The 25,937-nt window shown below is 53.9% G+C and carries 19 protein-coding genes and 1 tRNA gene; 18 read left to right on the forward strand and 2 right to left on the reverse strand.

Going from position 1 to position 25,937, the window contains the following annotated elements:
* The first annotated feature begins 44 nt into the window (after positions 1–44).
* The 8 genes from ACR0DT_RS00635 to ACR0DT_RS00670 all read left to right on the forward strand — a co-directional run bounded on the left by ACR0DT_RS00635 (position 45) and on the right by ACR0DT_RS00670 (position 9,340).
* The gene (locus tag ACR0DT_RS00635) at positions 45–1,271 is read left to right on the forward strand and encodes an aminotransferase class V-fold PLP-dependent enzyme (RefSeq protein WP_480709646.1); all 1,227 of its coding nucleotides are present in this window, start codon (positions 45–47) and stop codon (positions 1,269–1,271) included.
* 48 nt (positions 1,272–1,319) lie between these two features.
* Positions 1,320–2,741, forward strand: coding sequence for a cryptochrome/photolyase family protein (locus tag ACR0DT_RS00640; protein WP_480708890.1), 1,422 nt, complete (start codon positions 1,320–1,322; stop codon positions 2,739–2,741).
* 69 nt (positions 2,742–2,810) lie between these two features.
* Positions 2,811–4,019: a class I SAM-dependent methyltransferase gene (locus ACR0DT_RS00645; RefSeq protein ID WP_480708891.1), complete on the forward strand. Its 1,209-nt coding sequence runs from the start codon at positions 2,811–2,813 to the stop codon at positions 4,017–4,019.
* Between the two features lie 15 nt (positions 4,020–4,034).
* Positions 4,035–4,475, forward strand: coding sequence for a TrgA family protein (locus ACR0DT_RS00650; protein WP_480708892.1), 441 nt, complete (start codon positions 4,035–4,037; stop codon positions 4,473–4,475).
* Between the two features lie 30 nt (positions 4,476–4,505).
* Positions 4,506–5,621, forward strand: a complete 1,116-nt coding sequence (locus ACR0DT_RS00655; protein ID WP_480708893.1) for an NUDIX domain-containing protein — start codon at positions 4,506–4,508, stop codon at positions 5,619–5,621.
* Between the two features lie 69 nt (positions 5,622–5,690).
* Complete coding sequence (locus ACR0DT_RS00660; protein WP_480708894.1) at positions 5,691–6,725, forward strand: cysteine synthase A; 1,035 nt, start codon at positions 5,691–5,693, stop codon at positions 6,723–6,725.
* A complete protein-coding gene (locus tag ACR0DT_RS00665) occupies positions 6,725–9,160 on the forward strand; it encodes a DUF3772 domain-containing protein (RefSeq protein ID WP_480708895.1) in 2,436 nt (811 codons plus the stop codon). Before ACR0DT_RS00660 ends, ACR0DT_RS00665 begins: the two co-directional genes overlap by 1 nt.
* 90 nt (positions 9,161–9,250) lie before the next feature.
* A tRNA-Ser gene (locus ACR0DT_RS00670) sits at positions 9,251–9,340 on the forward strand.
* A gap of 505 nt (positions 9,341–9,845) precedes the next feature.
* Here ACR0DT_RS00670 and ACR0DT_RS00675 read toward each other — a convergent pair.
* Positions 9,846–10,958 (reverse strand): aminotransferase class V-fold PLP-dependent enzyme, encoded by a 1,113-nt coding sequence (locus tag ACR0DT_RS00675; protein ID WP_480708896.1) that lies wholly within the window; start codon positions 10,956–10,958, stop codon positions 9,846–9,848.
* Positions 10,959–11,459: 501 nt separating this feature from the next.
* Here ACR0DT_RS00675 and ACR0DT_RS00680 point away from each other — a divergent pair.
* From ACR0DT_RS00680 to ACR0DT_RS00705, 6 genes are all read left to right on the forward strand, one after another.
* Entirely contained in the window at positions 11,460–12,806 is a 1,347-nt protein-coding gene (locus ACR0DT_RS00680) for a substrate-binding protein (RefSeq protein ID WP_480708897.1), read from the forward strand.
* 105 nt (positions 12,807–12,911) lie between these two features.
* Positions 12,912–13,943 carry a branched-chain amino acid ABC transporter permease gene (locus ACR0DT_RS00685; RefSeq protein WP_480708898.1) on the forward strand — a complete coding sequence of 344 codons (1,032 nt, stop codon included), beginning with the start codon at positions 12,912–12,914 and terminating at the stop codon, positions 13,941–13,943.
* A 3-nt stretch (positions 13,944–13,946) separates the two neighbouring features.
* Positions 13,947–15,152: a branched-chain amino acid ABC transporter permease gene (locus ACR0DT_RS00690; protein ID WP_480708899.1), complete on the forward strand. Its 1,206-nt coding sequence runs from the start codon at positions 13,947–13,949 to the stop codon at positions 15,150–15,152.
* An 11-nt stretch (positions 15,153–15,163) separates the two neighbouring features.
* Positions 15,164–15,919 (forward strand): ABC transporter ATP-binding protein, encoded by a 756-nt coding sequence (locus ACR0DT_RS00695; RefSeq protein ID WP_480708900.1) that lies wholly within the window; start codon positions 15,164–15,166, stop codon positions 15,917–15,919.
* 9 nt (positions 15,920–15,928) lie between these two features.
* Positions 15,929–16,684 (forward strand): ABC transporter ATP-binding protein, encoded by a 756-nt coding sequence (locus ACR0DT_RS00700; protein ID WP_480708901.1) that lies wholly within the window; start codon positions 15,929–15,931, stop codon positions 16,682–16,684.
* A 730-nt stretch (positions 16,685–17,414) separates the two neighbouring features.
* Positions 17,415–18,827 carry a radical SAM/SPASM domain-containing protein gene (locus ACR0DT_RS00705; protein ID WP_480708902.1) on the forward strand — a complete coding sequence of 471 codons (1,413 nt, stop codon included), beginning with the start codon at positions 17,415–17,417 and terminating at the stop codon, positions 18,825–18,827.
* Between the two features lie 28 nt (positions 18,828–18,855).
* Here the strand turns inward: ACR0DT_RS00705 and ACR0DT_RS00710 are convergent, their stop codons facing one another.
* A complete protein-coding gene (locus tag ACR0DT_RS00710; RefSeq protein ID WP_480708903.1) occupies positions 18,856–19,815 on the reverse strand; it encodes a radical SAM protein in 960 nt (319 codons plus the stop codon).
* 1,368 nt (positions 19,816–21,183) lie between these two features.
* Here ACR0DT_RS00710 and ACR0DT_RS00715 point away from each other — a divergent pair.
* The 4 genes from ACR0DT_RS00715 (at position 21,184) to ACR0DT_RS00730 (ending at position 25,916) form a co-directional block, all read left to right on the forward strand.
* Positions 21,184–22,380 carry a hypothetical protein gene (locus ACR0DT_RS00715; protein ID WP_480708904.1) on the forward strand — a complete coding sequence of 399 codons (1,197 nt, stop codon included), beginning with the start codon at positions 21,184–21,186 and terminating at the stop codon, positions 22,378–22,380.
* Between the two features lie 79 nt (positions 22,381–22,459).
* Positions 22,460–22,768: a hypothetical protein gene (locus ACR0DT_RS00720; RefSeq protein WP_480708905.1), complete on the forward strand. Its 309-nt coding sequence runs from the start codon at positions 22,460–22,462 to the stop codon at positions 22,766–22,768.
* A gap of 11 nt (positions 22,769–22,779) precedes the next feature.
* Positions 22,780–23,856 (forward strand): hypothetical protein, encoded by a 1,077-nt coding sequence (locus ACR0DT_RS00725; protein ID WP_480708906.1) that lies wholly within the window; start codon positions 22,780–22,782, stop codon positions 23,854–23,856.
* Complete coding sequence (locus ACR0DT_RS00730) at positions 23,853–25,916, forward strand: glycosyltransferase (RefSeq protein WP_480708907.1); 2,064 nt, start codon at positions 23,853–23,855, stop codon at positions 25,914–25,916. The genes ACR0DT_RS00725 and ACR0DT_RS00730 overlap by 4 nt, the downstream gene beginning before the upstream one ends.
* The last annotated feature ends 21 nt before the right edge of the window (positions 25,917–25,937 follow it).

Here is a 25,937-nt window from a genome sequence, read left to right on the forward strand (position 1 = left end):
GGCACGTTATCGGAACAAGCAGCATGAGCAAGGAGCGACGTGCCATGGGCACTCTTGATATCGATTTCGTTCGGGCGCAATTCCCGGCCTTTTCCGAGCCCAGCCTGCAAGGGCAGGCGTTTTTTGAAAACGCTGGCGGGTCATATACTTGCAAGCCAGTGTTGGACCGGCTGACGCGCTACTATACGCAGCGCAAAGTGCAGCCCTACGGCCCCTATGACGCCAGCCGTCTGGCCGGCGACGAGATGGACGAAGCCCGCGCGCGCATGGCGGCGATTCTGGGTGTGAACTTCGATGAGCTGAGTTTTGGCCCTTCAACCACGCAGAACACATATGTTCTGGCGCAGGCATTTCGCCAATGGATGCAGCCGGGCGATGCCATCGTTGTCACCAATCAGGATCACGAGGCAAATTCCGGTCCGTGGCGGCGTCTGGCCGAGGAAGGGTTCGAAATTCGCGAATGGCAGATCGATCCGGAAACCGGCTCACTGAATCCGCAGGACCTTGAGAACCTACTGGACGAAAAGGTGCGCCTGGTCTGTTTCCCGCATTGCTCGAACGTGATCGGAGAGATCAACCCTGTCACCGAAATCACTGCTATTGCCCACGCGGCAGGGGCGTTTGTCTGCGTGGATGGCGTCTCATACGCACCACACGGATTTCCGAATGTCGGCAATCTGGGTCCGGATATCTACCTGTTTTCGGCCTATAAAACGTATGGTCCACATCAGGGATGCATGGTGATCCGGCGGGCGCTTGGGGAATTGCTGCCAAACCAGGCGCACTTTTTTAACGGCGACTCGCTTTACAAGCGTTTCACCCCGGCAGGCCCGGATCATGCGCAGATCGCGGCCAGTGCTGGTATGGCGGATTACGTTGATCTGCTGAGCGAGCATCATAATGGTCCTCAAGGAAACGCAACCGAGCGTGGGGCCTTCGTGCATAACCTGATGCGCGAGCAAGAGGTTGCTCTGCTGCAGCCGGTGCTGGATGCGGTCAAGGATCGCAATGCCGTCCGCTTGATCGGCACCTCTGATGCCGCACGCCGCGCACCGACGGTGGCGCTGTCTTTGAACGGGAACGCCGAAGCCGTGGCCGCCGATCTGGTGGAACACGGGATCATGGCAGGCGGTGGCGACTTTTATGCCGTTCGCCCGTTGCAGGCGATGGGTGTGGATCTAGAGCAAGGCGTGCTGCGGGTCAGCTTTACGCACTATACCTCGCAACAGGAAATTGATCAGTTATTGGGCGCACTTGACGCCGTTTTGTGATCCGGGTTTCGTTCGGCTTCGTAATGCTGAGAAAACAGCCGGGCGGTCATGGAAAACACCCAATCACCGATCATCATGTGGTTCAGGCGGGATTTGCGCCTGTCGGACCATCCTGCACTAAGCGCGGCGGCCCAAACGGGCCGTCCAATCCTGCCGGTTTTCATTCTGGACGATTTGGCTCAGTCGCTCGGGGCGGCGCCGAAATGGAGGCTTGGGCTAGGGCTTGATGCTTTTGCGCGGTCTCTGACGCAGGCCGGTAGCCGGTTGATCCTTCGGCGTGGGGGCGCGCTGACCGTTTTGCAGAACCTGATCGCAGATACCGGAGCCACTGGCGTTTACTGGTCGCGAGCCTACGATCCGGACTCCATAGCCCGCGACACTCGCATCAAGTCTGCGTTGGCAGAGCAGGGTGTAGAGGCAAAGTCTTTCGCGGGGCACTTACTATTTGAACCCTGGACCGTGGCGACCAAGACAGGCCAACCGTTCCGTGTGTTCACGCCAATGTGGCGGTCCGTTCAGAGCCGAGACGTTGCCTCGCCCGAGGCCGTGCCGACGCTTAAGACACCTTTAAGTTGGCCGGACTCGGAAAACCTGGCCTCTTGGAACCTGGGTGCAGCGATGAAGCGGGGCGCGGAAGTGGTCGCGCCTTTCGTCCGGCCCGGTGAGAGCGCGGCTTTTGAAGCGTTGCATAGGTTTCTGGATCGAATCTCGGACTATTCGCGCGATCGGGACCGTTTGGATGCCGAGGGCACCTCGGACCTGTCCGAATATCTGGCGCTTGGGGAGATCGGTCCTCGCTGCGTTTGGCATGCGGTGCAGCAGGCTGTGATGAATGGAACGCAAGGAACAGACGCCTACCTGCGTCAATTGGTTTGGCGCGAGTTTGCCTATCATCTGATGTACCACACGCCGCATTTGCTCAGCGGAAACTGGAAGCCCGAATGGGATACGTTTCCGTGGAACACAAATGCCGATCATCCCGCCTTCCTCGCATGGCGACAGGCCAGAACCGGCATCCCGGTCGTCGATGCAGGGCTGCGTCAAATGTACGTGACAGGCAGGATGCATAATCGTGCCCGCATGATCGTCGCCAGCTATTTGACCAAGCATCTGATGACGCACTGGAAAATCGGTATGGATTGGTTTGCTGACTGTCTGATTGATTGGGATCCAGCGGCGAACGCGATGGGATGGCAGTGGGTTGCAGGCTCGGGTCCAGATGCATCACCGTTCTTTCGGGTATTTAACCCACTGACACAGCAAGAAAAATTTGATCCTGCTGGTGTTTATCTAAAGCAGTGGATAGCCGAAGGGCAGGCCAAGCCCTCGGCTACGGCGTTGGCTTATTTCGCGGCTGTGCCGCGTTCGTGGGCGCTTGATCCGGAGGGAATTTACCCTTCGCCAGTGGTCGATCTGGCCGTTGGCCGGGCGCGTGCTCTAGCGGCTTACGAAGGTCGAAAAACCGGGTAAGGAATTGAAAACTTGCCAGAAACACAAACTCGGCCTAGCTTTTAACTGCGGCCGCACAGGGGAGAGCGGATGATCCTGACGACAACTGAAGGGCAAAAAGACCTGCCCAGATACTTTACTCAAGTCTTCAAGATGCTGAACCGAATGGGCTCGGGGCGAATGGATATCGCCTTGCCTGACGGACGGGTGTTCCGATCCGAAGGTCCTAAGCCGGGGCCGGTGGCGCGGGTGGACATTCACGACCCCGACGTCTTTGCGCGCCTGATCCGAGAGGGCGAACTGGGCTTTTCGGATTCCTATCTGGAAGGTGGTTGGAGTACGCCCGACCTGCGCTCGTTCATGGACCTGGTGCATTTAGGTACTGAGACGGTATATGACGATTTCACCGGCAAAATACTGGTTAAAGCTTATGAGCGCCTGCGCTTTTGGTTGCACAGCAACAACCGCCGGCAGGCCAAGAAGAACATTTCGTACCACTACGACTTGGGGAATGATTTCTACAGCCTGTGGCTGGATGAAACGATGACCTATTCCAGCGCGCTGTTTGAAACAGGGCAAGAAAGTCTGGAAAAGGCGCAAACCGCGAAGTATGCCAGCCTGGTCGATGAGATGGGTGCAAAGCCCGGAGACCACATTCTTGAGATCGGTTGCGGGTGGGGCGGTTTTGCCGAATATGCCGCAAAAGAGCGTGGCCTACGGGTCACAGGTCTGACGATCAGCCAGGAACAGTTGAAGTTTGCTAAGCAAAGAATTGAAAAGGCAGGACTTTCTGATCTTGTCGAGTTCAAGTTGCAGGATTATCGTGATGAGCGCGGCCAGTATGACGGCATCGCCTCGATCGAGATGTTCGAGGCCGTCGGGCAGAAATACTGGCCGGTCTATTTCGAAACGGTGCGTGATCGGCTGAAACCAGGAGCGCAAGCCACCTTGCAAATTATCACCGTCGCCGATCACCGCTGGGAGATTTACAAGAACGGCGTTGATTTCATTCAGAAATATATTTTTCCTGGCGGGATGCTCCCCGCTCCGTCTGTCCTGAAACAACAGGTGACAGAGGCAGGATTGAACGTGGTGAAATCCCGGGAATTCGGTAAAAGCTACGACCTGACATTGCGTCGTTGGTATGAGACATTCAACGACAAATGGGATGAAATTTCAGAAATGGGATTTGACGAGCGTTTCCGCCGCATGTGGAACTATTATTTGACTGCTTGCGGCGCGGCCTTTGACACTGGCAACTGCGATGTGACACAGATCACTATAGCAAAACCCAGTTGATACAGGGAACTTCGAATGCCCACTGCTCCGCGTCTTGTCGCTTCTATTTGCCTATTGGCGGTGGCCTTTATCGTGTCGAGCATGATCATCAGCAATGGCGAAGAGGGCAAGGATTACGGTTGGTTTACCTATGTCAACATGATCATTGCGGTGGTCTGTGGCTGGAAGGTGATGGGCAAGCGCGTTGGTCGCGGCTGGACTGCGTCGGTCAATAACGGAATCGCCGGGATTGTGTCGTTGGTATTCTGGGCCCTGTTTGTGCAGGGCTGCTATGAGATGTTCCGACTGGCTATGCGTCATCGTTATGACGGACCGTTCGAAGCGCTTATTGCGATTTTCCAGATCGGTGTGGAATACGGCAGACTGCTGATCACACCGGAAATCCTGTGGACTTTGGCGATAGGAGCTCTTATCGCAGGTCTTGCAACCGAAGAGGCCAGCCGTCGCTGGCGGTAACCCACCGAAAAAAAGAAGAGTTTTACTCTAGTGTCCGATTTGTTCTTTTACGGCACGCTCAGGCATTTGCCGTTGCTGGAATGTGTGCTTGGCCACACGTTGTCGCATGTGAAGGTGTCCCAGGCCAGTTTACCTGATTATGCGGTTTATGGCGTGGCAGGGCAGGCTTTCCCGATGATTGTTGCAGAAAAGGGTAGTCAGGCCGAAGGGCTGCTGGTGCAAGGGTTCAGCCCTGAAGACTTGAATCGGCTGTCTTTTTACGAGGGTGGGTTCGACTACGATCTCAGTCCACATAACGTGAAAGCCGTAGACGGAAGCCAGGCCAAGGCCAGCGTGTTCTTTCCTGAACCCGGACTGTGGACACCTGACGGGCCGTGGTCGTTGCAAGGGTGGGTCGATAAATGGTCCGAAGTCACTCTGGTGGCTGCACAGGAGGAACTGGCTTACTACGGCAAAGTCGACGCAACAACGATTTCCCAGAACTTTGCACCGATCCGCACTAGGGCTTGGGCCAAATTGGCCGCGCGAAAACGTCGAACCGGTGATCCGCGCGACACTGCAAAAGATGTGATCGTGCAAAGCCATCGACGGGCCTATGTCAACTATTTCGGTGTGGAAGAGCTGGATCTGCAGCACCGCCAGCATAACGGGACAATGGGTCCGGTCTTGCACCGAAGCGGATTGATGCAAGGGGCCGCAGTTGTTGTTCTACCGTATGATCCGGTGCGCGACACAGTTCTGTTGGTCGAACAATTCCGCGCGCCGGTGTTTCTGATCGACGACCCCGAGCCGTGGATGTGGGAGCCGGTTGCAGGCATGATCGATCCGGGTGAGACGCCAGAACAGGCCGCATATCGCGAAGTGCAGGAAGAGGCGCATGTGACCTTGAACGCATTGGAAGACGCGGGCGGGGCATATTCCTCAAGCGGGTCATCGACTGAGTATGTTTACCTCTATGTCGGTTTGGGTGATCTGACCAGGACCATCGAAAATGGCGGCGTTGCCACGGAAGGTGAAGATATTCGCACACAAATCCTGCCTTACGAAAGTTTCATACAGAAGGTGGACAACGACGAATTCAAAGATTTGCCCTTGATGTTGATGGCCAATTGGCTAGCCCGACATCGCGACCGTTTGCGTGGTTAACTATCGCCGCTTGTGGTTGTCGCGCGGCATCTGTAAATCTTCGAAGATACGTAATGAAATGAGGGCGCCATGCGCATTGCACGAGACCTTGCCGACGCAGTCGGGAAAACACCGCTGATCCGGTTGAAGCGCATCAGTGAAGAGACCGGGTGCGAGATTCTCGGGAAGGCCGAGTTCATGAACCCGGGTCAATCGGTCAAGGATCGCGCGGCGCTTTATATCATTCGTGACGCCATCGCTCGCGGCGAGCTGAAACCGGGCGGTACTATTGTCGAAGGAACGGCGGGTAATACCGGCATTGGCCTTGCTCTGGTAGGCGCGTCGATGGGTTTCAAGACGGTGATCGTGATCCCGGAAACCCAATCCGAAGAAAAGAAAGACATGCTGCGCCTGGCGGGCGCACAACTGGTGCAAGTTCCGGCCGCCCCATACCGCAACCCCAACAACTTTGTGCATTATTCGCGCCGTCTGGCCGAAGAACTGGCGCAGACCGAGCCTAACGGCGCCATTTGGGCCAACCAGTTCGACAACGTTGCCAACCGTCAGGCCCACGTGGAAACCACTGGCCCCGAGATTTGGGAGCAGACCGGCGGCAAGGTCGATGGCTTTGTCAGCGCTGTAGGATCGGGTGGCACGCTGGCTGGCGTGGCTGATGCGTTGCAGCCCAAGGGCGTTAAGATCGCTCTGGTCGATCCAATGGGGGCAGGGCTGTACTCGTACTACACCACCGGTGAGATCGCGACGGAGGGCAGCTCGATCGCCGAAGGTATCGGACAGGTGCGAATCACCAAGAACCTCGAAGGATTCAAGCCCGACTTCTCGTACCAGATGACCGACAATGAGGCGCTGCCTTACATCTTTGATCTGCTGCGCGAAGAAGGTCTGGTTATGGGTGGGTCGACCGCGATCAACATGGCGGGTGCGGTGCGTCTGGCTAAGGATCTTGGACCGGGTCACACCATCGTGACGATCCTGTGTGACTATGGCACACGTTATCAGTCCAAGCTGTTCAACCCTGAATTCCTGCGTGAAAAGGAACTGCCGGTGCCGGATTGGATGACCGAAGCTCCGCGCAGCATTCCCGGCGTATTCGAGGACGTATGATGCTGCGGCAGGTTCGCCTGTTTCTAGCGTTCCTTCTGGTTTGTTTTGCCATGCTGGGCGGCCCTGTTGCCGCCCAGTTGACTGATCGGCAAAGCGAATATTACCAGAACTGGCTTGAGACGGCGGACCGCGCCGAGGCCGACATTGAATCCAATCGCACGTCGAACGCGGCGCTGGAGAACCTGCGGGCTGAAATCCACAACTATCGTGAGGATTTCAACAAAGCACGCGGCGCCAATACTGATCGTATTCAGACGTTGGACGCGCAGATCAAGGCATTGGGACCAGCCCCCGAGGGGGATGCGACCGAACCCGAAGAGATTGCCAGACTTCGCGAGCATCTGGAAAGCCAGCTGACCAGCCTGCGGGTGCCGCAAATCATCTCGGAAGAGGCGTTCAGTCGCGCCAACGGGCTGATCAGCGAGATTGACAGCCTGTTGCGTGAGCGACAGACAAAAGAGCTGCTTGAACGCGGTGTATCCCCGCTCAACCCCGTCTACTGGGGCCCAGCCTGGGTCGATATTGTCGAGGCCGTACGTGGCCTGATCAACGAATCTGCGCTGAACCTGAAATCCAACATCGTGCAGAACCATTTGAAAGAGCGTGGGTTGGGCATTTTCTTCCTGACCGTTGCTGCGGGGGTTTTGCTGTATTACGGGCGCTACTGGTCCGAAGCGGCAGGCGAGTATCTACGACAACTGGGCGGTCGGGGCAGTGGGGTCTGGACGTTTCTAGTGTCACTGCTGCGGATTCTTCTGCCGTGGCTGGGCGTCTGGCTGCTGGTTCAGGCGATCATCATGACAGGTTTGCCGGGCCTACGTGGAACACTATTGATCCAGAACGTCCCGTATTGGGCGGCTTTGATCTTCTATTACGACTGGATCGGTCGTCAGGTTCACGTCGCGCAGGCGGCGCAAAATTTCAATCGCCTGTCCCGCAAAAGCGTCACTCAGTTGCGGGTATACCTGGATATTCTGGCGGTCTTCCTGATTGTGTATGAGTTCGGGCTGCTGTTCGATCAGATCGAAAACATCTCGGACGCGACCAGGGCTGTCATCAGTTTCCCGGTGGTGGTGGGAACTGCGCTTGTTCTATTGCGTATTCGCCGTATTCAAACAGCCAAACCAGAATCTGAAGACGATCAATCAGGCGAGACACCGCGCAGTTCGGGCCTGACGCAGATAATGGATTTCCTGCGCAAAGCGGTTTTTCTGCTGGGAATTGCCAGCCCGATCTTGGCCGCTGTCGGATATACCAACGCCGCTGAAGGGATCGTATTTCCAGCCGTGAAAACGCTGGTTCTGTTCGCGGCTCTGACGATCTTCCATCGCTTTATCACGTCGGTTTACGGCTGGCTTAGCGGGCAGGGCGAAGCAGCGCGAGATTCCCTGTTTTCGGTGTTGGCCGGGTTTGTCATCGCCATCATGACCTTGCCGGTTCTGGCGCTGTATTGGGGCGCGCGACAGACGGATTTGCTCGAGGTCTGGTCGCGGCTGCTGCTGGGGTTCGATATTGGCGGAGTCACGATCTCGCCCAGCAATTTCTTTACCTTCGTAATTGTGTTTGTCATCGGCTACGGACTGACCCGGCTGCTGCAAAGCGGCCTGCGGAATTCGCTGTTGCCCAAGACCAGTATCGATCCGGGCGGTCAGAACGCTATTACAGCGGGCACCGGTTACGTGGGGATTTTCCTGGCCGCGCTAGTGGCCATCATGCTGGCGGGATTTGATCTGTCTTCGCTGGCCATTGTTGCCGGTGCATTGTCGGTTGGTATCGGTTTTGGTCTGCAGACCATCGTGTCGAACTTCGTCTCGGGCATCATCCTGTTGGTCGAGCGTCCGATTTCCAAGGGTGACTGGATCGATGTGAACGGGATGATGGGCTATGTGCGCGACATTTCGGTGCGGTCCACCCGGATTGAAACCTTTGACCGGACCGATGTGATTGTCCCGAACTCAGACCTGATCAGCGGCGTGGTGACGAACTACACGCGCGGCAATACTATCGGGCGGGTCATCGTTCCGGTGGGTGTGGCCTATGGCACAGATACCCGCGTGGTTGAGAAAATTTTGGGAGAGATCGCGAATTCTCATCCCATGGTTCTGGCGCATCCTGCGCCCAGCGTTGTGTTTCAGGGATTTGGTGCAGACTCATTGGATTTCGAAATTCGCGCCATTCTGCGTGATGTGAATTGGGTGTTGTCGGTCAAATCCGATATGAACCACGAAATCAACCGTCGGTTTGTTAAAGAAGGTATCGAGATTCCGTTCGCTCAGCGCGATATCTGGTTGCGCAATCCCGAGACACTGCAAGGGCAGGGACCCGCGCAAAGTCCAAAGCCCAAGGCAGAAGAAACGCCTTTGAAATCGTCGTCTTCCAAACCCGTGGATATGACCGAGGCTGATATGGCAGGCGGTGATGGGGATGAGGTTTAGCGGTGTTTGTAGCGGAACTGCAGAAGGTTGAATTTTCGCTTTAATCGCCCCTTGCAAATCCCCCGGCGATGGTCCAAATATCGCCCGCACGGAGAGGTGGCCGAGTGGTCGAAGGCGCACGCCTGGAAAGTGTGTAGGCGGGAAACCGTCTCCAGGGTTCGAATCCCTGTCTCTCCGCCATACAAATCTATCTCAATTCGTGTGCGTTTACTGACCTGGGTTTGTGCGGCTTTTCCCGCTGCGTTCTGTCCCTGTTCCGGAACAGTAACCGATCTAGTCACACTCTCTTAGCGTATCTCAAGCCCAAGTCTAAGTACCGTGTTTTGGCGGTTTCCCTTTGTGAGAGGTTGCTCTGATACTCGGCAATTTGCGGTGAAAGGTTCTGGAATAGGTCAAATTTTTAGATTTGGAACGCGAGCTGTCGATAATCTTCAATCGCCCGCCGTAGATTTTCCTAAGCCCTGGAGCAGGACATTTGCAGTTTTGGGCAGAGATCTCAGATGTCCGAGTTCAAGTTGTCGGCCCTTCGTCTTTGTAGCCTTTCGGCGGAATAGGCGAGCACACACAGAAGCCCAGAATAGCAGCTTCGGTCCGCACAGTAGACTCAAACTGAATTTCGCCGAATGGCCGCAATGAGCCCAACTTGCTCATTCTAAAGCGCACAGCGAACACCTGCTCGGTTATTTCAAGCTTGGGACATCAGCTCATGTAAACGCTTGATGATAGCGTTGACTTCCCCATCTGTGAGCTGGACGAGTTCAAAGACGATTTCCGATTGCTCAACAAGATGATCCATGACCCAGATTGAGGGTGATCCGTTGCGTAAATCGCCTGCTATTTTAGCCGCATTGATAGAACCGGATGTCGATACTAAGCGCAGGTGCGCACGCTGAAAGGGAAGATCCGTCGGGTCCGGGCGCGTTTGTGCAGTAACATTTTCGATTTCGTTCGCCGCAGCCACAAACCGCGACACTTTTGTTCTTTGTTCTGAAATCCAATCGTCAACGTTTAAATACTTCCGTAACTCGATGGCGGCGCGGACACCAAGAAGCGCTTCCTTAGAAGTCTTCATTCCCCGTCCAATCCCATTTTCCTGAGCTCGGATTGCACTGATGAGGTCAGATTGACCAAAGACCAATCCAGAAGTCGGAGCACCCAGATATTTCTGGCCGCTGATCAATACCGCGTCTGCTCCTGTATCGAGCAGTTCAGATAGTCGAAAATCCTGTGCGGCTCCGTCGATAATGGCAGCAACACCAAGTGTTTGCGCTGCCGATACAGCCTTTTTAAAGTCGATCGCCTTCGTCGTGGTAAGACGCGATGACACCAGCAAAAGGCAACAGATGTTGGTCATTGAGCAAGCGTCTGCGATGTCCAATTCGCTACAAGATGTTTGAGTACCGATTAGGACGGGTTCTGCACCGGCGAGCCTGATAGCCTGTTCGATCGGCTGCCCGTAGTTGACTGCGTGAGGTCGAGGAAGGACAACTCGGTTCTTCAATCCGTTCGTGTATGGAAGTTGCTCAATTAGCATTTTGTTGGTGCCAGTTATACAAGCCGCAACCGCCAGCGAAATTGCAGAGGCAACGCAATGCACAACTGTTGCAGCCGGTGCGCCGGTGGATTCCGCGATGTGTTGTCCAACGTCGTCATGAAGGTCTTCCATCACGAAATATTTGCTCAGTGCTTCAGCAGTAGCATCGGAAACTTCTTTGGAGGAACGGGACACACCCAACGGTGTAAAAACACCGCGAGCATTTATGATTTCCGAAAAGGAAGTATCGGCGGGCGCTGACATTCTTCAACAATAGATCATTTCTAAGCTTGCGCACAGAAAACAGACATTGGACACTTGTCCACAGAGCAGACATTCGCGGAATTTTGCCATATGACCTCGTTGAGCCGACAACAGGTACATGCCAAAACAGATTTGATTCACCAGAGTCACGGAGACGCTGAAAAAGCCTTGTGTCTACTTGATACTTTGAGATGAGTAGATTGCGTTTATGACTTAACCTCAGTCCCCGCGCGCTGAAGGGTTTGGATGTTACACGTGACGAGTGTCGCAATGCAGATTTTCACCTAAGTGGCTTAAAATTAAAAACTTAACGATAGCGGGTATCAAAAAATTTTCAGGTTAGTTTGTTTTGGGTAAAAAGATTTACAGAATTTTATTTCAAAACCAAGTATTTATTGTGAAATTTTCCCCGGCCTTTCCATTATTGAACTGCACAAAAGTGCGCTTTCGTCTGCTGGAAGAGGAGCCAGAGGACGAAAGAATGGAAATCGGGAGGAATGAATGACCAACAAATCTGTCACACGCCGCGGCGTGCTGAAGTCTGGTGCCGTTGCTGGCACCGGTCTAGCCCTGCCTACGATCTTCACAGCTTCGTCGGCTGCTGCTTTTACAAACGAACCAACGGGTTCATCCGTCACTCTGGGCTTCAATGTCCCACAGACCGGACCTTATGCCGAAGAAGGCAATGACGAACTGCTGGCGCAGCAACTTGCGGTCGAGCATCTGAACGGCGAAGGCGACGGTGGTTGCTTGAATACCTTCACGTCGAAGGCTTTGAAGGGTAATGGTATCCTCGGCAAGAAGGTTGAGTTCGTCACTGGCGACACCCAGACCAAGTCAGACGCCGCGCGTGCTTCGGCAAAGTCGATGATCGAAAAAGACGGTGCGATCATGATTAACGGTGGCTCGTCCTCGGGCGTGGCTGTTGCGGTTCAGGGCCTTTGCCAAGAAGCAGGTGTGATCTTCATGGCGGGTCTTACTCACGCCAACGACACGACAGGCAAAGACAAGAAAGCCAACGGCTTCCGCCATTTCTTCAATGCCTACATGTCGGGCGCCGCTCTGGCACCAGTGTTGGCTGCGGAAATGGGTAAGGAACGCCGCGCCTATCACCTGACGGCCGACTACAACTGGGGTTGGACCCAGGAAGAGTCGATTGTCGCCTCGACCGAAGCTTTGGGATGGGAAACGGTAAACACAGTCAAGACGCCGCTCGCGTCGACAGACTTCTCGTCATACATTGCACCGGTTCTGAACTCGGGCGCGGACGTGCTGGTTCTGAACCACTATGGTGGTAACATGGTGAATTCGCTAACCAATGCGATTCAGTTTGGCCTCCTAGACAAGGTTGCAAACGGCAAAGACTTCAAGATCGTCGTTCCGCTGTACTCTGAGCTAATGGCCGCTGGTGCGGGCGAGAATATCAAAGGTGTGCTGGGTTCGATGAACTGGAACTGGCAACTGCAGGATGAGGGCACCAAAGCTTTCGTGAAGTCCTTCGGTGAGAAGTATGGCAAACCTCCATCCAACTCGGCTCAGACCTGCTATGCGCAAGTCCTGCTTTATGCCGACGCGGTCGAGCGCGCGGGCACCTTCAACCCCTGCGGTGTGGTCGAAGCGCTGGAAGACTTCGAGTTCGACGGGTTGGGCAACGGTCCGACATGGTATCGCGGCGCCGATCACCAGTGCTTCAAGGACGTGCTGGTCGTGCGGGGCAACGAGAACCCAACCAACGCTTATGACACGCTTGAAATCGTCGAGATCACACCTCGTGCGCAGGTCGAATACGATCCCGAACATCCGATGTTCGCGGGCGGTAGCCTGGGCGAGTGTAATCCGGGCGCATAAGGCTTTGACCTCAGTCTGGCTGCCGAACAAGCGGCCAGACACTCGCGGCAGGACTGATCCTGCCGCACTTCAAATAACACGCTGAATAAACCTGAGGTGGGGCCAATGGACGCCATCCTATTGCAAATTCTGAACGGTCTGGACAAAGGGTCGGCCTATGCGCTGATTGCGTTGGGGTTGACGCTTATATTCGGAACCTTGGGCGTCGTGAATTTTGCCCACGGAGCTCTGTTCATGATCGGTGCGTTCTGTGCCGTAACCTTGCAGAAGCTCATGAACCTGAGTTTTGTGACCCTTGATGAGACCCAAAAGGACTTTCTGGGCAATCCACTGAAAGTCGAAACGCCTTATGTCGAGGCGTGGTTTGGCCCTGAAGTTGGCGCGACTATCATCGACTGGTCGGTACCCTTGGCCATCCTGTTTGCTATCCCGATCATGCTGCTGGTCGGCTATGTGATGGAACGCGGGCTGATCAAGCATTTCTATAAGCGTCCTCATGCGGACCAGATACTTGTGACATTTGGTCTGGCAATCGTTCTGCAGGAAGTGGTCAAATACTTTTTCGGTGCAAACCCGATCCAGACCCCGCCACCTGATGCTCTGAGCGGATCAGTCGACCTTGGAACCATGATCGGATTTGATCCCAACGCAATCATCTATCCGATTTGGAGACTGGTTTATTTTGGCTTCGCCGTGGCGATCATCGGAGCGGTATTTTCATTCTTGCAGTTCACCACGTTTGGCATGGTCGTACGTGCCGGGATGGCAGATCGGGAAACCGTAGGACTGCTGGGCATCAATATTGACCGCCGGTTCACCATCATGTTCGGAATAGCAGCCGCTGTTGCGGGCCTTGCCGGGGTGATGTACGGGCCGCTCAATCCGCCCAACTATCACATGGGTATGGACTTTTTGGTTCTCAGCTTCGTTGTGGTTGTGGTCGGTGGTATGGGCTCTTTGCCAGGAGCGGTGCTGGCGGGGTTTCTTCTCGGCATTTTGGAAAGCTTCGCCTCGACCACGTGGGCTACCACCACGATCCCAGGCATCAACCAGATCATCATCTACCTTGTCGCCATCATTGTGCTGTTGACGCGGCCGCGCGGGCTGATGGGGCGCAAAGGCGTGATGGAGGAATAACCCATGTTGGGACTGAACAAAAAAGACACTAGCCTGCTGATCATCGTTGCAATCTTGACCTTGCTGGCTCCCTTCATCCTGAACCCGTTTCCAGAAGGCAGCGCAATGGCGCAGTTCAACGCCGGCTATCCAGATTTGATGCAGCGGTTTGTGATCTTTGGCATTTTCGCCATCGGGTTCAACATTCTCTTTGGCCTGACCGGATACCTGTCTTTCGGCCACGCCGCTTTTCTCGGGGTGGGGTCTTATTCCGCTGTATGGATGTTTAAGCTACTCAGCTACAATGTCATACCCGCCATCGCGCTGAGCGTAGTTGTCGCCGGTCTGTTCTCGCTGCTGATCGGTTTTGTCAGCCTGCGGCGGTCAGGGATATACTTTTCGATCCTGACACTGGCCTTCGCGCAGATGAGCTTTGCGCTGGCGTATTCGGTCTTGTCGAACCCCAAATTCAACCTGACGAACGGGGAAACCGGTCTGCAGGTCTATGCCGACGATCCGCAAATCCTGCAGGGCGCGAACTCACCGGACCTGCCGCACCTGTTCGGCCTGCCGATGCGCGCGACATATACAATGGATGTAGGTGCGTGGAGCTTTGACTTTAACGCAGGCTACTATCTGTGTGCAGTAATTCTGATGGTGGTATTTTATCTTTCCATCCGCATCTTCCGGTCGCCCTTTGGCATGATGCTGCGCGCGGTGAAATCAAACCAGCAGCGCATGAACTACACCGGCCTAAACTCCAAACCTTACACGCTAGCAGCCTTCGTTATATCAGGCATGTATGCTGGTCTGGCAGGTGGTTTAATGGCCGCAATGGATCCGCTGGCTGGCGCTGAACGTATGCAGTGGACTGCTTCTGGTGAGGTCGTTCTAATGACAATCCTGGGCGGGACAGGCACTTTGATAGGTCCTGTGCTGGGGGCAGGGTTTATCAAGTACTTCGAGAATATTTTCTCAAAGATCAACGACAACGTACTGCACAGTTGGTTTGCCTTTTTGCCCGACGGTTTGGAGGACGCGGTTGTCTTCCTGATCCATCCGTTCATCGGCAAGGGCTGGCACCTGACGCTGGGTATCCTCTTTATGCTGGTGGTGATCTACCTTCCGGGTGGCCTAGTCGAAGGCGGGCAGCGGCTGCTGAACAGGTTCAAGCGTAAGAAAACAGGCACCGACGATGCACCGTCGGGTAAAACCGAGCCAGCGGAATAGGGGGGCGGATCATGGCAATTCTACGCGTCAAGGACGTGAGCAAACGCTTCGGTGGCCTTAAGGCGCTGACGGATGTGGACCTCAACGTCGAGGAAAACTCGGTTCACGCCATCATCGGCCCCAACGGAGCGGGTAAGTCGACCCTACTGAACTGTCTGGTGGGCAAGCTGATGCCAGATACCGGTTCTGTTCTGTTCGACAACAATTCGGTTCTGGGGCTGGAGCCGTTCCAGATCAACCAGATGGGCATCAGCCGCGTGTTCCAGACGCCAGAAATTTTCGGCGAGCTGACGGTGATGGAAAATATGCTGATCCCGATCTTTGCGATGCGGGATGGTGCTTTCCGGATGCACGCCTATGAGACCATCGCCAACGAAAAGGAAGTTGTCGAACAGGCCGAGGCTATTTTGGAAGAGATGAACATGGCCGATAAACGGGAGATGCATGCAGCCTCACTGTCACGAGGTGACAAGCGGCGACTCGAGATTGGCATGTGCCTCAGCCAGAACCCGCGGCTGTTGCTGCTTGACGAACCTACAGCCGGCATGGCGCGAGCCGATACCAACAACACAATCGACCTGCTGAAACAAATCAAGGATGAGCGCGACATCACCATCGCCATCATCGAACATGACATGCACGTAGTTTTCAGTCTTGCCGAACGCATCACTGTTCTGGCGCAGGGTACACCCTTGGTTGAAGACACTCCGGAAAACATCCGCGGAAACCCCAAAGTTCGCGAGGCCTATCTAGGCGAGGCTGCGTAAGGAAACGCTATGAACGAGAAACCTGACTTTTCGAAAAACGCCAATTTGGCCAGTACTGCCCCTGCGTTTCTCTCTGTTTGGGATATGCACTCCTACTACGGAGAAAGCTATATTGTGCAGGGCGTCAGCTTCAACGTACACGAAGGTGAGATCCTTGCTCTTCTTGGGCGCAACGGTGCGGGCAAAACCTCGACACTTCGTTCGATAGCGAGAGTAGGAGAGCCTGATGTAAGGCATGGCGAAATCTGGCTGGATCATCAGCCATTACACAAGATGACAAGCTACGAAGCAGCCGCAGCTGGTCTTGGCCTGGTACCGGAAGATAGACGAATTATTCCAGGCTTGACCGTCGAGGAAAATCTGCAACTTGCGCAGATTGCGCCGCCAATCGGATGGTCACTGGAACGGCTTTACGAGTTGTTCCCACGTTTGGGGGAGCGCCGGAAACAAGAGGGAATTACATTGTCGGGAGGCGAACAACAAATGTTGTCGATCGCCAGAGCCTTGGCCAGAGATATCAAGGTTTTACTCTTGGATGAGCCATATGAGGGCTTGGCCCCTGTAATCGTCGACGAAATTGAAAAAACACTTATTCACGTCAAGCAACAAGGGATGACCACAATTATCGTCGAACAGAACGCTGTTCGCGCTCTAGAGTTGGCAGATCGTGCGATAATCTTGGATACAGGTACCATCGTATTTGATGGCACAGCGAAAGAGGTGCTTGAAGACGCCAATCTTCGCGAGGAGTATTTGGCTATCTAATCCGCATACTTAATTGCAATCAGACAAAGAGGGCATGATTAAATCGTGCCCTCACCGTTGGCGCAGCGGTGTCTATTGGACGATGAGAAACATTGGATGGTTTGAGAACCGCTCGAAACTCCAATACGCGTTGATGTTCTTCAATAATTTATCAAACGCCACTTTGCAGTGGACAAAGTCGTCATGGATCGACTCGCATCATATCGGGCTGTACTCAGAGAGCTTGGCGGCAAAGAGAGACTGCAGAGGGGCAAGCGACTCAACAATCGCGTTGAGAATGCCCTCCTGTCATTCGAATGACTAAAGCGCGCTACCCAGTGTTTCAGTCGAACGAGCAGTCTACAGAAGCTCGACGCTGTTCATATATCTGTCGACAACCAACTAAATCAAAAGAGATCTCGCACTAGCCGAGGCTCCTTTAAGCTTGCACGGCCCGCCGCTCTTGCCGAGTGGCGCAAACTGGGCACTTCATAGAAGGCAGCTATAATGGTTTGGTTGAGACTTCTTCGTATTTGTCTGAAAGCACTGCCACCCAAACTTAAAATTTTGCCCTGTGAGCTTTTGAATTGTTTGGCAAAGCCCGCGCAGATGAGTGTCTGATGAAGATTGGCGCCATAAGGTCAGACAGGCCCAACACAATTTAAGCCAGTTTTTCACTTTGTTGCCTGTTTTTGCGTTGTTCACGCGCGTACTTGATTTGATGTTGCGGTCTGTCAGTATGTCACCTGCAATGGCTCCTATTCGAAACAACACCAAGTTGCTTTCCGACACAGGCGATGCAGGTTTTGCAGAGATCGTTGAGACTCTGTCGGAAAAGAACGCAACATATCTCAAGCGGCGCAGGCTGTTGGATGGTCCCGATGCGCATGCAAAAGACCTGGTGATTGAATGCGCCGAAGCGATACGACAGGATTATAGCCAAGCTTTGGTGGATCAGTTTGTCGAACAGGTTTCGGAAAGCGCGACAGAGTTTGAAATCCTCACTTTACTGGCGGTGGGATGGTTGGAATTGCAGCAAGGCCACTGGGAGGAAACTGAAATCCTGGGTCGTGAGGTCGTCAGCCGCGATCATCATGACTTAATGGCGCAGCGCTTAATTGATGCTGCCCGTGAAAAGTCTAAGGACCTTGAAACGGAAGCTGACCGTTGGCTTCAGACGCGAACATGCCCCGCTCCCTTCAGAGAAATGGAAACACGGACGAATGGCGAAGTGCATTTTTGCTGTTCAGCGTGGCAACCCGTTCCAATCGGCCGCCTTGAATCGGCCTCGCAAGGAGGTTTCTGGAATTCAGACCGCGCCCGTGAAATCAGGCGGTCTGTCCGTGACGGAGATTTTTCTCATTGCAGCCGCTGGCATTGCCCACAGATTGCTGGCCGCAGGCTTCCGGACCGCACACCGGAAACGCAACAGGCAGTACTTGAGATGGAGAAGGGGCCAGAACGGGTCATCCTGTCCCATGACCGGTCTTGCAATATCTCTTGCCCCAGTTGCCGCACGAAGCTGATCAACCTGCCGCACAAAGAAACCGAACGTCTGAACACTCTTTTTGAAGATCACCTGCTGCCTCTGGTCAGCAATGCCAATAAAATCAAGGTAACCGGATCGGGTGACCCCTTTGGCAGCAGGCATTTTCGCCATCTTATAGGTCGATTGACTAAGGCCGAAAAATCCGGTCGACGCATCCAGCTTCACACCAACGGGTTGTTGGCCAACGAACGGGCGTGGAACGATCTTGGACTTTGGGATCAGGTTTCCTCAGTCTGGGTTTCGATAGATGCTGCGCATTCGGACACTTACAGCGTGCTACGTCGCGGTGGAGACTTTGCCACGCTGCGAAAGAACCTGAGGTTCCTTGGAGACCTGAATGCGCGCGACGATATTGACACGCTGCGCTTAGACTTTGTTGTGCAGGCTTTCAACTTCAGAGAGATGCCCGCATTCGTGGATCTTGCCCAGGAAATGAATGCGGATGGGGTTTATTTCCTGAGATTGCGTAATTGGGGACATGTCTCGCCACAGGAATTCAAAACTCAGGATGTGTGCTCCTCCGATCACCCCGAGCATAAGGATCTGCTGGAAATACTATCCGACGAACGCATGGCATGGAGCGGTGTGGACTTGGGCAGCCTGAACTCGATCTAAGCGTTGCAGGATCGCAATAGCGCAGTAATTACATCTCTTTTCGGATCAATATGTCAGCCAGGCAAGAGCACGAGTCTTTCGTGCAACGAATTGGCTCACGGGGTAGGGCCAGGTCTTCGCCCAGAAACCCGATCCTGCCCCCAACGCCGCAAACACCCCGGAAGACTTCGCCATTGCCTCGAACTCGGAGGGACTCAAGCCCGGCATTGCACTTGTATCCATGCCAATGGTTCATATCCCTAAGAAGGAATTCATTGGGGCGGAGCGTCTCAGTATGACCTGACCGGGTTGTTGCGCGCATCAGAGAGCGGGGCTCTTCCCCAACCGGAGCTTTGTCCGAGGGCAAACCTTTGGTAAGAACCTGCATTTGATCTTCGGTGTAATCGTACAATTGCGCCCCGAAATCTTTTCGCAAGGGTTTCAGGGAAATCGAAGCTGTGGGCAGTGCTGTTCGCAATTTCCGGGCGTCTTCAAGCGTCTGATCAAAGCGGTCAGGGTGCATGGTGACATTGATATGCACAGTGATACGGTCAGCCATCATGTTGGCTACGCGGATGAAGTGGTTCAACTCAGCAAATTCGGCATGATAGGTCAGGATAACGCTGTTCAGACACCTGTTGATTTTTTCCCAAAACCTAAGTGTTCGCGATGCATTGCTGATCAGGTTGACTTTGAAACCTGTCTCTGAGGCATTGCGCAACAGATCAACGATGCGAGGATGCATGGTAGGTTCGCCGCCTGTTAACTGCAGCCAGACAATTTTGTCTAATTCATCAACATAGTGTCGCTTTAGTTGACGATATAAATGCAGAAAGTCCTTAGTTTTGTGCCACTCAAGCGAGCCGTCATGCAAAGCTTTTGGGCAATAGCTGCATGCATAGCTGCAAGAATTCCCCAATGTCCAATCCACCACGACCATGTTGCCGCACGTAGGGTCAGGGTGATCTATCAGAGTAAAAACGTCCGCTTCGTTTCGGATATCTTCCATTTAAATCCAAGTGTTTAGCTAACTTTCTTCGAAAGTATGACTAAATCATTCCTGTGGTACTTAACAATTTTCGCAGTCTAGCTTGAAATTGGTAATGGAACAAAAAGTAACGTAGCAACTTGGGCTTGTGAGCTCTGCTAGACCGGAATCGGCTGTCCAGAATGGCCGGCGGCAGTAACTATGGGGTTTGTCGCCTGTCGATTACGCGTTGGTCGACTTGTTTTCGAGTGGTCGATTTTTTATAGTTTAAACATAATCTTTAAAAAATTTCGTCGCTCAGGCGCATTCAGTTTGTCGGAATTACAATGATTTAGGGCCTGTTTCGGCGGCCAGTCGGGGGAATTTATGTCAAAGGCTAACAGCCCAAGAACTCGACCTGAAGTTGCCAAGAAAACTGCCGACCAAGCGGCAGATATGTATGATTTTGTGCAAGCTCCCGAATGGCAAAAGGTGCTTGAAAAAGCACGGATAGAGCGAGAGAAAAACCTCGCGGTCCGTGCGCAGACCGGTAAAGAGGCCCCTAAATCCAAACCGGATCGTCGAAGAGCTGATCAATCAACCGCAGGTGAGCGCACCCAAGGAGCACAAAAGCCGTGGACCGCTCGGGTCGAGGAGGCAAGGCACAAGAGAAACGAAGTGCTTGCCCGTCGCGCCGCCGAGTCGAAAGAAACCACCCCCGGTAAGCCTGATGTTCGCCGGAAGAAAGTTTCAGCCAACAGTGCTGAGCAATCTTTACCAGGGGCAGCGAGACAGAAAGACAAACCGACTATTCCCGAACAGGCAAGCCGTGGAAATCCTGGGGCGGGCCAACCAAAAGCTGTAGCCGCCCCAGGGAATCAGAGCGTAAAGCAATCGGACCGGCCTGATCACGCATCTGTTCGGGATGACGCGCACGAAAGGGATCTGACACGGGCGGAGCTCAGTTTAATTCTTTCCTCTGAGGAGGTTGATCATCGCCTGTCCAAAAAACTTCTGCAAAAATTGGAAGACCACCAACGCAGGCGCCGCAGGGTCAGAGTAGGTTTGGTGGCCCTTGGCTGTACCATCGGTGTGGTTGCTTCGTCTTCGGTTTTTTTGACTCTGTCCGGGTGGCGTTCGTCGGGCTCGACCGAAAGGGCGGTATCCGAAGCGACAGACGGAGCTATACCACCGGATTTCGTTCAAGCGGAGACTTTGCAACCAGATGTAATGCGCGGTGCAGAAGGTGAAGCTGTTATTTCAGCCGATTTGCTTGACGCGTCAGACTGGCAGATGTCTTCCGACACCGGAGCAACTGAGGGTGAGGGAGTGAGCAGTCTTGCATCGTTGGTGCCGCCTTCGTCAGACCTGCCCGAAAGAGCTGAGATCGCTGAGCCCAGAACAGCAAGCTTGGCACCTAGTGTTTTATCTTATGTTCCGGCGCTTGAACGACCGTTGCTACCAGTGGGCGGGGCGGGGTACTTACCGAGACGGGAGGCAAATCCGAGTTTCCTACCGTATGAATTCACACCAGAATTTTTCGACACGTCCATCTCTTCAACCGACGAAGTTTCGGCAATCACTGATCCGGTTTTGGTTTCACTAGACCCGATTAATCCCTCACAGTCTGCTCTCAGTCCTTCTTTAAGGGCCGAGGTTTCTGAGTCCAGCGCGCCAAATGTGGCTCCGAACATTTTACCCTATATTCCCACGCTTCAACGACCAATGCTTCCTGTGGGTGGGGTGGGGTACTTACCGAGACAAGAGGCGAACCCAAGTTTCCTGCCGTATGAATTCACGCCCGAATTCTTTGCCACGTCGATCGGATTGGCGGACGAAGCTTCGGCAATTACTGATCCTGTATTTGTTTCACTCGACCCGATCATTCCGCCTCAGCGCGCCCCCAACGTTTCCTTGCAGCTTGGGGCGTTGGACACTCCTTCACCTTTGGCACCTGCAGAGGGGCAAGGGGTGTTAGAAGGACAAAGCCGAGAAATTCAGTCAGACCATCCTCTGTCCGCAAATCCCATTGAGAATGCTTTAAAGGTCGTTTTAACTGATCCATCAGTCCTGCTTGAAGACGTGGCGCTTAGCCCACCCACCCAACAACCCCTTGCTTTGACATTGGTGCTAAGCCCGTCGGACTCGACAGAGCTGGCGGCGCTGCCTGATGGAGATGTTGGGGGGGCATTGGAACCCATTCCTGGTGTTCGAGGGGCAGAATTCCGGCTGTACGCGCCAAACAAGATTCCAAACGATGCAGTGGAAACTGTTGTGGCTGAACTAACAACGACGGGTCACGAACTAAGTGGAACGGCGCGTGTTGGTTACAAAGTTACGCAATCCAATGTGCGGTTCTATCACAGACAGGACGCCGCCAAAGCGGCCGCGCTTGCGGAGGATGCGGGAGCCTTGTTGCGGGACTTTACCGACTCGAAATCGAAAACACCGAGCGGGGTGGTCGAGTTGTATCTGGCTGGAGAGGGACTTGGACAAGCACCAGTCAAACGAGCGGCCAAGAAAAGCCGCCAAAACACGACCCCAAGCAGTACGGTCAACCAACTTAGAAGCCAGGTTTTGAAAAAACTCAGGACAACGACAAACTAATGGCGTTATTCTGGGATTAAGTGCGAAGGACCAAAGTAAATTGTGTGTAAAGTTAAAAAGTATCGACGGGTTTTTTTAGATGACTGATACCAGACTCATCGGCATAGTGACTGCGCTATTATTTATGGCGACGACGCAGGGTGCGCGCGCTGAAATTACGCTTGAACATCTGCTTGCCATTGACCAGCTTTTGTCGACAAACGATACCACAGCCCTGCAGTCGTATCTTGAGCGAAACCCGGATTTGCTTACGGGTCAGGATGAATTGTCGATTGAACTGCGCAACTTTTACGATGCTGCCACCACCGGCAATTTGAACTTTGGCTATACCGCCGGACCGGCAGCCAGTTCGAACGCCTCTGCCACCGATAGCGAATTGGCGCACTAGGGCTTATGTCAGTGTTTGACGCAATCAGTTGCTCAACCCGTCCGACGATTGCCTATATAATTGAACCTCGGTTTTCGGGTGGTACTTCTGCAGCGGTCGCGGCCGAACTTCGAGTGATCGCTGATTTTGGGAAGCTCGAGGTACATGCGGTAACCTCCAAAACTTTTGGCGAAAATCAGCATGTCGCGCCGGTGCTGCGACAGATGCTGGACCAATTGCGCATACCGCTGATTTGGGATGCGCCGCGTGTAAGTGCAGATTTTGTTATCCTACACAATCCATCGTTTCTGAAGTTTAACGACGCTCTGAGCACTAAGATTTTTGCCCGCGATTTGATTGTGGTCACGCATGAGAATTTTTTGCGTCCAGGTGGGGAAGAGGGGTTCGACGTTACCACGTGCCTGAACCAGATTGAGGCATCCTCTCTTGCGTTCAGACGAATTCTGGCGCCGATTTCGCCGTATAACCGGCAGACCGTGACCGATTGGCTGGCCAATTCACGCGAAGGCCGACAATGGGAGGTTTCGGATTGGGACTGGTTCAACATTTGCCAAACGGAAATAGACCCGCCGTGCGAATTGCCACAGGACCGTCGGGGTCGGCATTCACGGCCCGGGTTTGAGAAGTTTCCGTCGATATCAGATCTCGACATGTGTTTTTCCCCGCATTCTGAAAGCAATGTTATTCTGGGGGCAGATGCGTTGCTGAATACCGGTGTTCTCCGGGCGCATTGGACCCTTCTGCCATTTGACGCCGTTAGCGTGGACGAGTTTTTTGGAATGATTGATTTTTACGTCTATTTCACAGCGCCGACCTGGCAAGAGAGTTTTGGCCGTGTCGTGGCCGAGGCGCTAGCCGCAGGCAAAGTGGTTCTTACCAACCCAGAAACCGGGGCGACTTTTGGTGATGCAGTCCTGACCTGTTATCCAGGTGAAGTGGATCACATCATATCTGAGATGGTGGCAGACCCGCAGAGATATCGTGAACAGGTGTCTAAGTCGCAAGCAGTCCTGGATTGCTTTTCTGCCAAAAGTTTCAAGACAATGTTGTCAAAGATCATGACCGCTGACAGCGGGGTTCTAAAATGATTTTCGTGGAATCTGGTACACGCTCGCTGCGGTCCTTTGATGCGCAATTGATCTTTGCCGAGCAGCTGGCCGCGCGCGGTTTCAGCGTGTGTATAGATGCTGAATACCTGCCGAAGGACGCAGGCCGTGGTCGGGTGTACGATGCGGCTAAATTTCTGGTCGACCCGGGCGAGCATGAGGTCGAAACAGTGTTTGTGATTGGTGCCGAGGAGATTGATGATCTTCTTCTTGCGTCCTTGAGGCAAAAGCAACTGGCGGCGGACGTTCCGGTGATCGCGACGGGCCGCTTTGAAACCCAACAAAGCTACATCGCAGCAAAGTCTCGTCTGGCATATGCGCTTGGGCGCGAGGCCACGGTGCTGGACCTTACGGATTTTCAACCGCGTTCGATGTTGCCTACGGCGGCCTGTCCATTGGTGGCGGACATTCGACCAACTTCCCGGTCAGTGGGTACGAAACCAAAGGTTGCTGTTGTCCTGGGCTCCATGGAATTGGATAACTCCGAAACGTTATCCTGCTTGTCCCGGATGAGTAACCAAAGCAGTTACAACTTAAGACTCATCGTCAATGGTGCGCAAAACGAGGTGATCAATGCGTCACCCTTCAGTGATTTGCCGACCAGCCTGTATACCGACCTTTCCTCGCTTATTCTGGCGAATTCGACCGACGTTCTGGTGATGTTTGGTCATGGTGTTGCTGGCGTTCGTATGGCGGCCTTTGCGGTCGAGCTGATCGCTGCCGGAGGGATCGCAATAGATTGTACAGATGATGAAGCTATTGTGTCGTCCGGTGCGCCCGCGTTGATCGGGCCCAAGTCGCCACTTGCTCTGGACGGGTACCTAACCGGGAAAATACTGGGCAACATTGCCCAGGTGGCGGAGCAGGTAACAAAATCCCAATGGCTGCACTCGGTGGATATTTCCCGTTTTGAAACGGCAGCTGGTCTTAAGCCGCAAAAGCGCGAAACCGTTCGGACGCAACAGCGAACCTTGTTTTATCCAACGAACGGGGTTGGATTAGGGCACGCTCAGCGATGCGCTGTTATAGCCAAAGCGTTGCCAGATGACATAACGCCAATTTTTGCGGCCTTTCCCAGCTGCGTACCGCTTGTGCGTCGCGAAGGCATGGATTGCATCCCGTTGGTCCAGCGGACGGAGATTTCCGACAATTTCAATGGCAATGACGTATTGACCTATCGCCGTCTTGGTGCCGCGTTGCAGGAGAATGACAGGTTGGTGTTTGACGGCGGTTATGTCTTTGATTCCGTCTACCGGCTGATCCTTGAACGTAGGTTGTCGGCAGTGTGGGTGCGACGGGGGTTGTGGCCTGATGGACGATCCAGACCAAGGATGCTTCGACGAGAGGGAGTCTTTGATCAGGTGATAGTCCCATCCGAAGCCTTTGAAGAGCTGAACGACAGCTACAGCTTCGGTAGTCATATACACAATGTTGGTCCGATCTTCCGCAAGGCGGTTCAGTCCAAAGTGGAACGCGACGGACTCAGGGCCCGACTGGCAGAGCGGTTCGGGCGGGAATTCGATCACTTGGTTGTCAGCATGTTGGGCGGTGGAGTGGCGTCTGACCGGTCGGCCCAACTTCAAGCCATTTCCGGAATGTTTGAGGATCGGACGGATTGTTTACATCTTGTCGTAACTTGGCCTGGAAGCAAGGTTCAGCCCGCCACATTCGGGTGGACAAACACCCGCGTCGTTCAAACATTCGAGGCCACAACGCTGTGCCTAGCGGCGGATTTAGTCATTTCAGCGGCGGGATACAATTCTGTCCTTGAGATCCTGTACAACAAGATTCCTGCGATCCTGATCCCACAATCCGCACCGTATCTGGACAATCAGGAACGACGCGCAAGGGCGTTGGCTGACCGCGACCTGTGCGCAATAATTACCGAAAAAGAGTTCATGAAACTGGAGCGGACTGTTTCAGCCTTCCTAGATCAAGGTGACATGGAAACATATCGGTCTGCGTTGAAGAAAATTGAACTACCGGAACCGGGGGCGGCAAAAGCGGCCGAAATCATTGCAGGGGCCAAGCAAACAAAATGACGGAAATTTCCTGGTACGAAA

The organism is Ruegeria sp. BI11, from assembly GCF_056538005.1.

What these genes read in the sequence shown, in the direction of transcription:
- ACR0DT_RS00720 (WP_480708905.1), top strand. Translation starts at nt 22,460, where the DNA reads ATGACTGATACCAGACTCATCGGCATAGTGACTGCGCTATTATTTATG.
- ACR0DT_RS00680 (WP_480708897.1), top strand. Translation starts at nt 11,460, where the DNA reads ATGACCAACAAATCTGTCACACGCCGCGGCGTGCTGAAGTCTGGTGCC.
- ACR0DT_RS00660 (WP_480708894.1), top strand. Translation starts at nt 5,691, where the DNA reads ATGCGCATTGCACGAGACCTTGCCGACGCAGTCGGGAAAACACCGCTG.
- ACR0DT_RS00645 (WP_480708891.1), top strand. Translation starts at nt 2,811, where the DNA reads ATGATCCTGACGACAACTGAAGGGCAAAAAGACCTGCCCAGATACTTT.
- ACR0DT_RS00690 (WP_480708899.1), top strand. Translation starts at nt 13,947, where the DNA reads ATGTTGGGACTGAACAAAAAAGACACTAGCCTGCTGATCATCGTTGCA.
- ACR0DT_RS00695 (WP_480708900.1), top strand. Translation starts at nt 15,164, where the DNA reads ATGGCAATTCTACGCGTCAAGGACGTGAGCAAACGCTTCGGTGGCCTT.
- ACR0DT_RS00650 (WP_480708892.1), top strand. Translation starts at nt 4,035, where the DNA reads ATGCCCACTGCTCCGCGTCTTGTCGCTTCTATTTGCCTATTGGCGGTG.
- ACR0DT_RS00685 (WP_480708898.1), top strand. Translation starts at nt 12,912, where the DNA reads ATGGACGCCATCCTATTGCAAATTCTGAACGGTCTGGACAAAGGGTCG.
- ACR0DT_RS00665 (WP_480708895.1), top strand. Translation starts at nt 6,725, where the DNA reads ATGCTGCGGCAGGTTCGCCTGTTTCTAGCGTTCCTTCTGGTTTGTTTT.
- ACR0DT_RS00700 (WP_480708901.1), top strand. Translation starts at nt 15,929, where the DNA reads ATGAACGAGAAACCTGACTTTTCGAAAAACGCCAATTTGGCCAGTACT.
- ACR0DT_RS00635 (WP_480709646.1), top strand. Translation starts at nt 45, where the DNA reads ATGGGCACTCTTGATATCGATTTCGTTCGGGCGCAATTCCCGGCCTTT.
- ACR0DT_RS00640 (WP_480708890.1), top strand. Translation starts at nt 1,320, where the DNA reads ATGGAAAACACCCAATCACCGATCATCATGTGGTTCAGGCGGGATTTG.
- ACR0DT_RS00730 (WP_480708907.1), top strand. Translation starts at nt 23,853, where the DNA reads ATGATTTTCGTGGAATCTGGTACACGCTCGCTGCGGTCCTTTGATGCG.
- ACR0DT_RS00675 (WP_480708896.1), bottom strand. Translation starts at nt 10,958, where the DNA reads ATGTCAGCGCCCGCCGATACTTCCTTTTCGGAAATCATAAATGCTCGC.
- ACR0DT_RS00710 (WP_480708903.1), bottom strand. Translation starts at nt 19,815, where the DNA reads ATGGAAGATATCCGAAACGAAGCGGACGTTTTTACTCTGATAGATCAC.
- ACR0DT_RS00705 (WP_480708902.1), top strand. Translation starts at nt 17,415, where the DNA reads ATGGCTCCTATTCGAAACAACACCAAGTTGCTTTCCGACACAGGCGAT.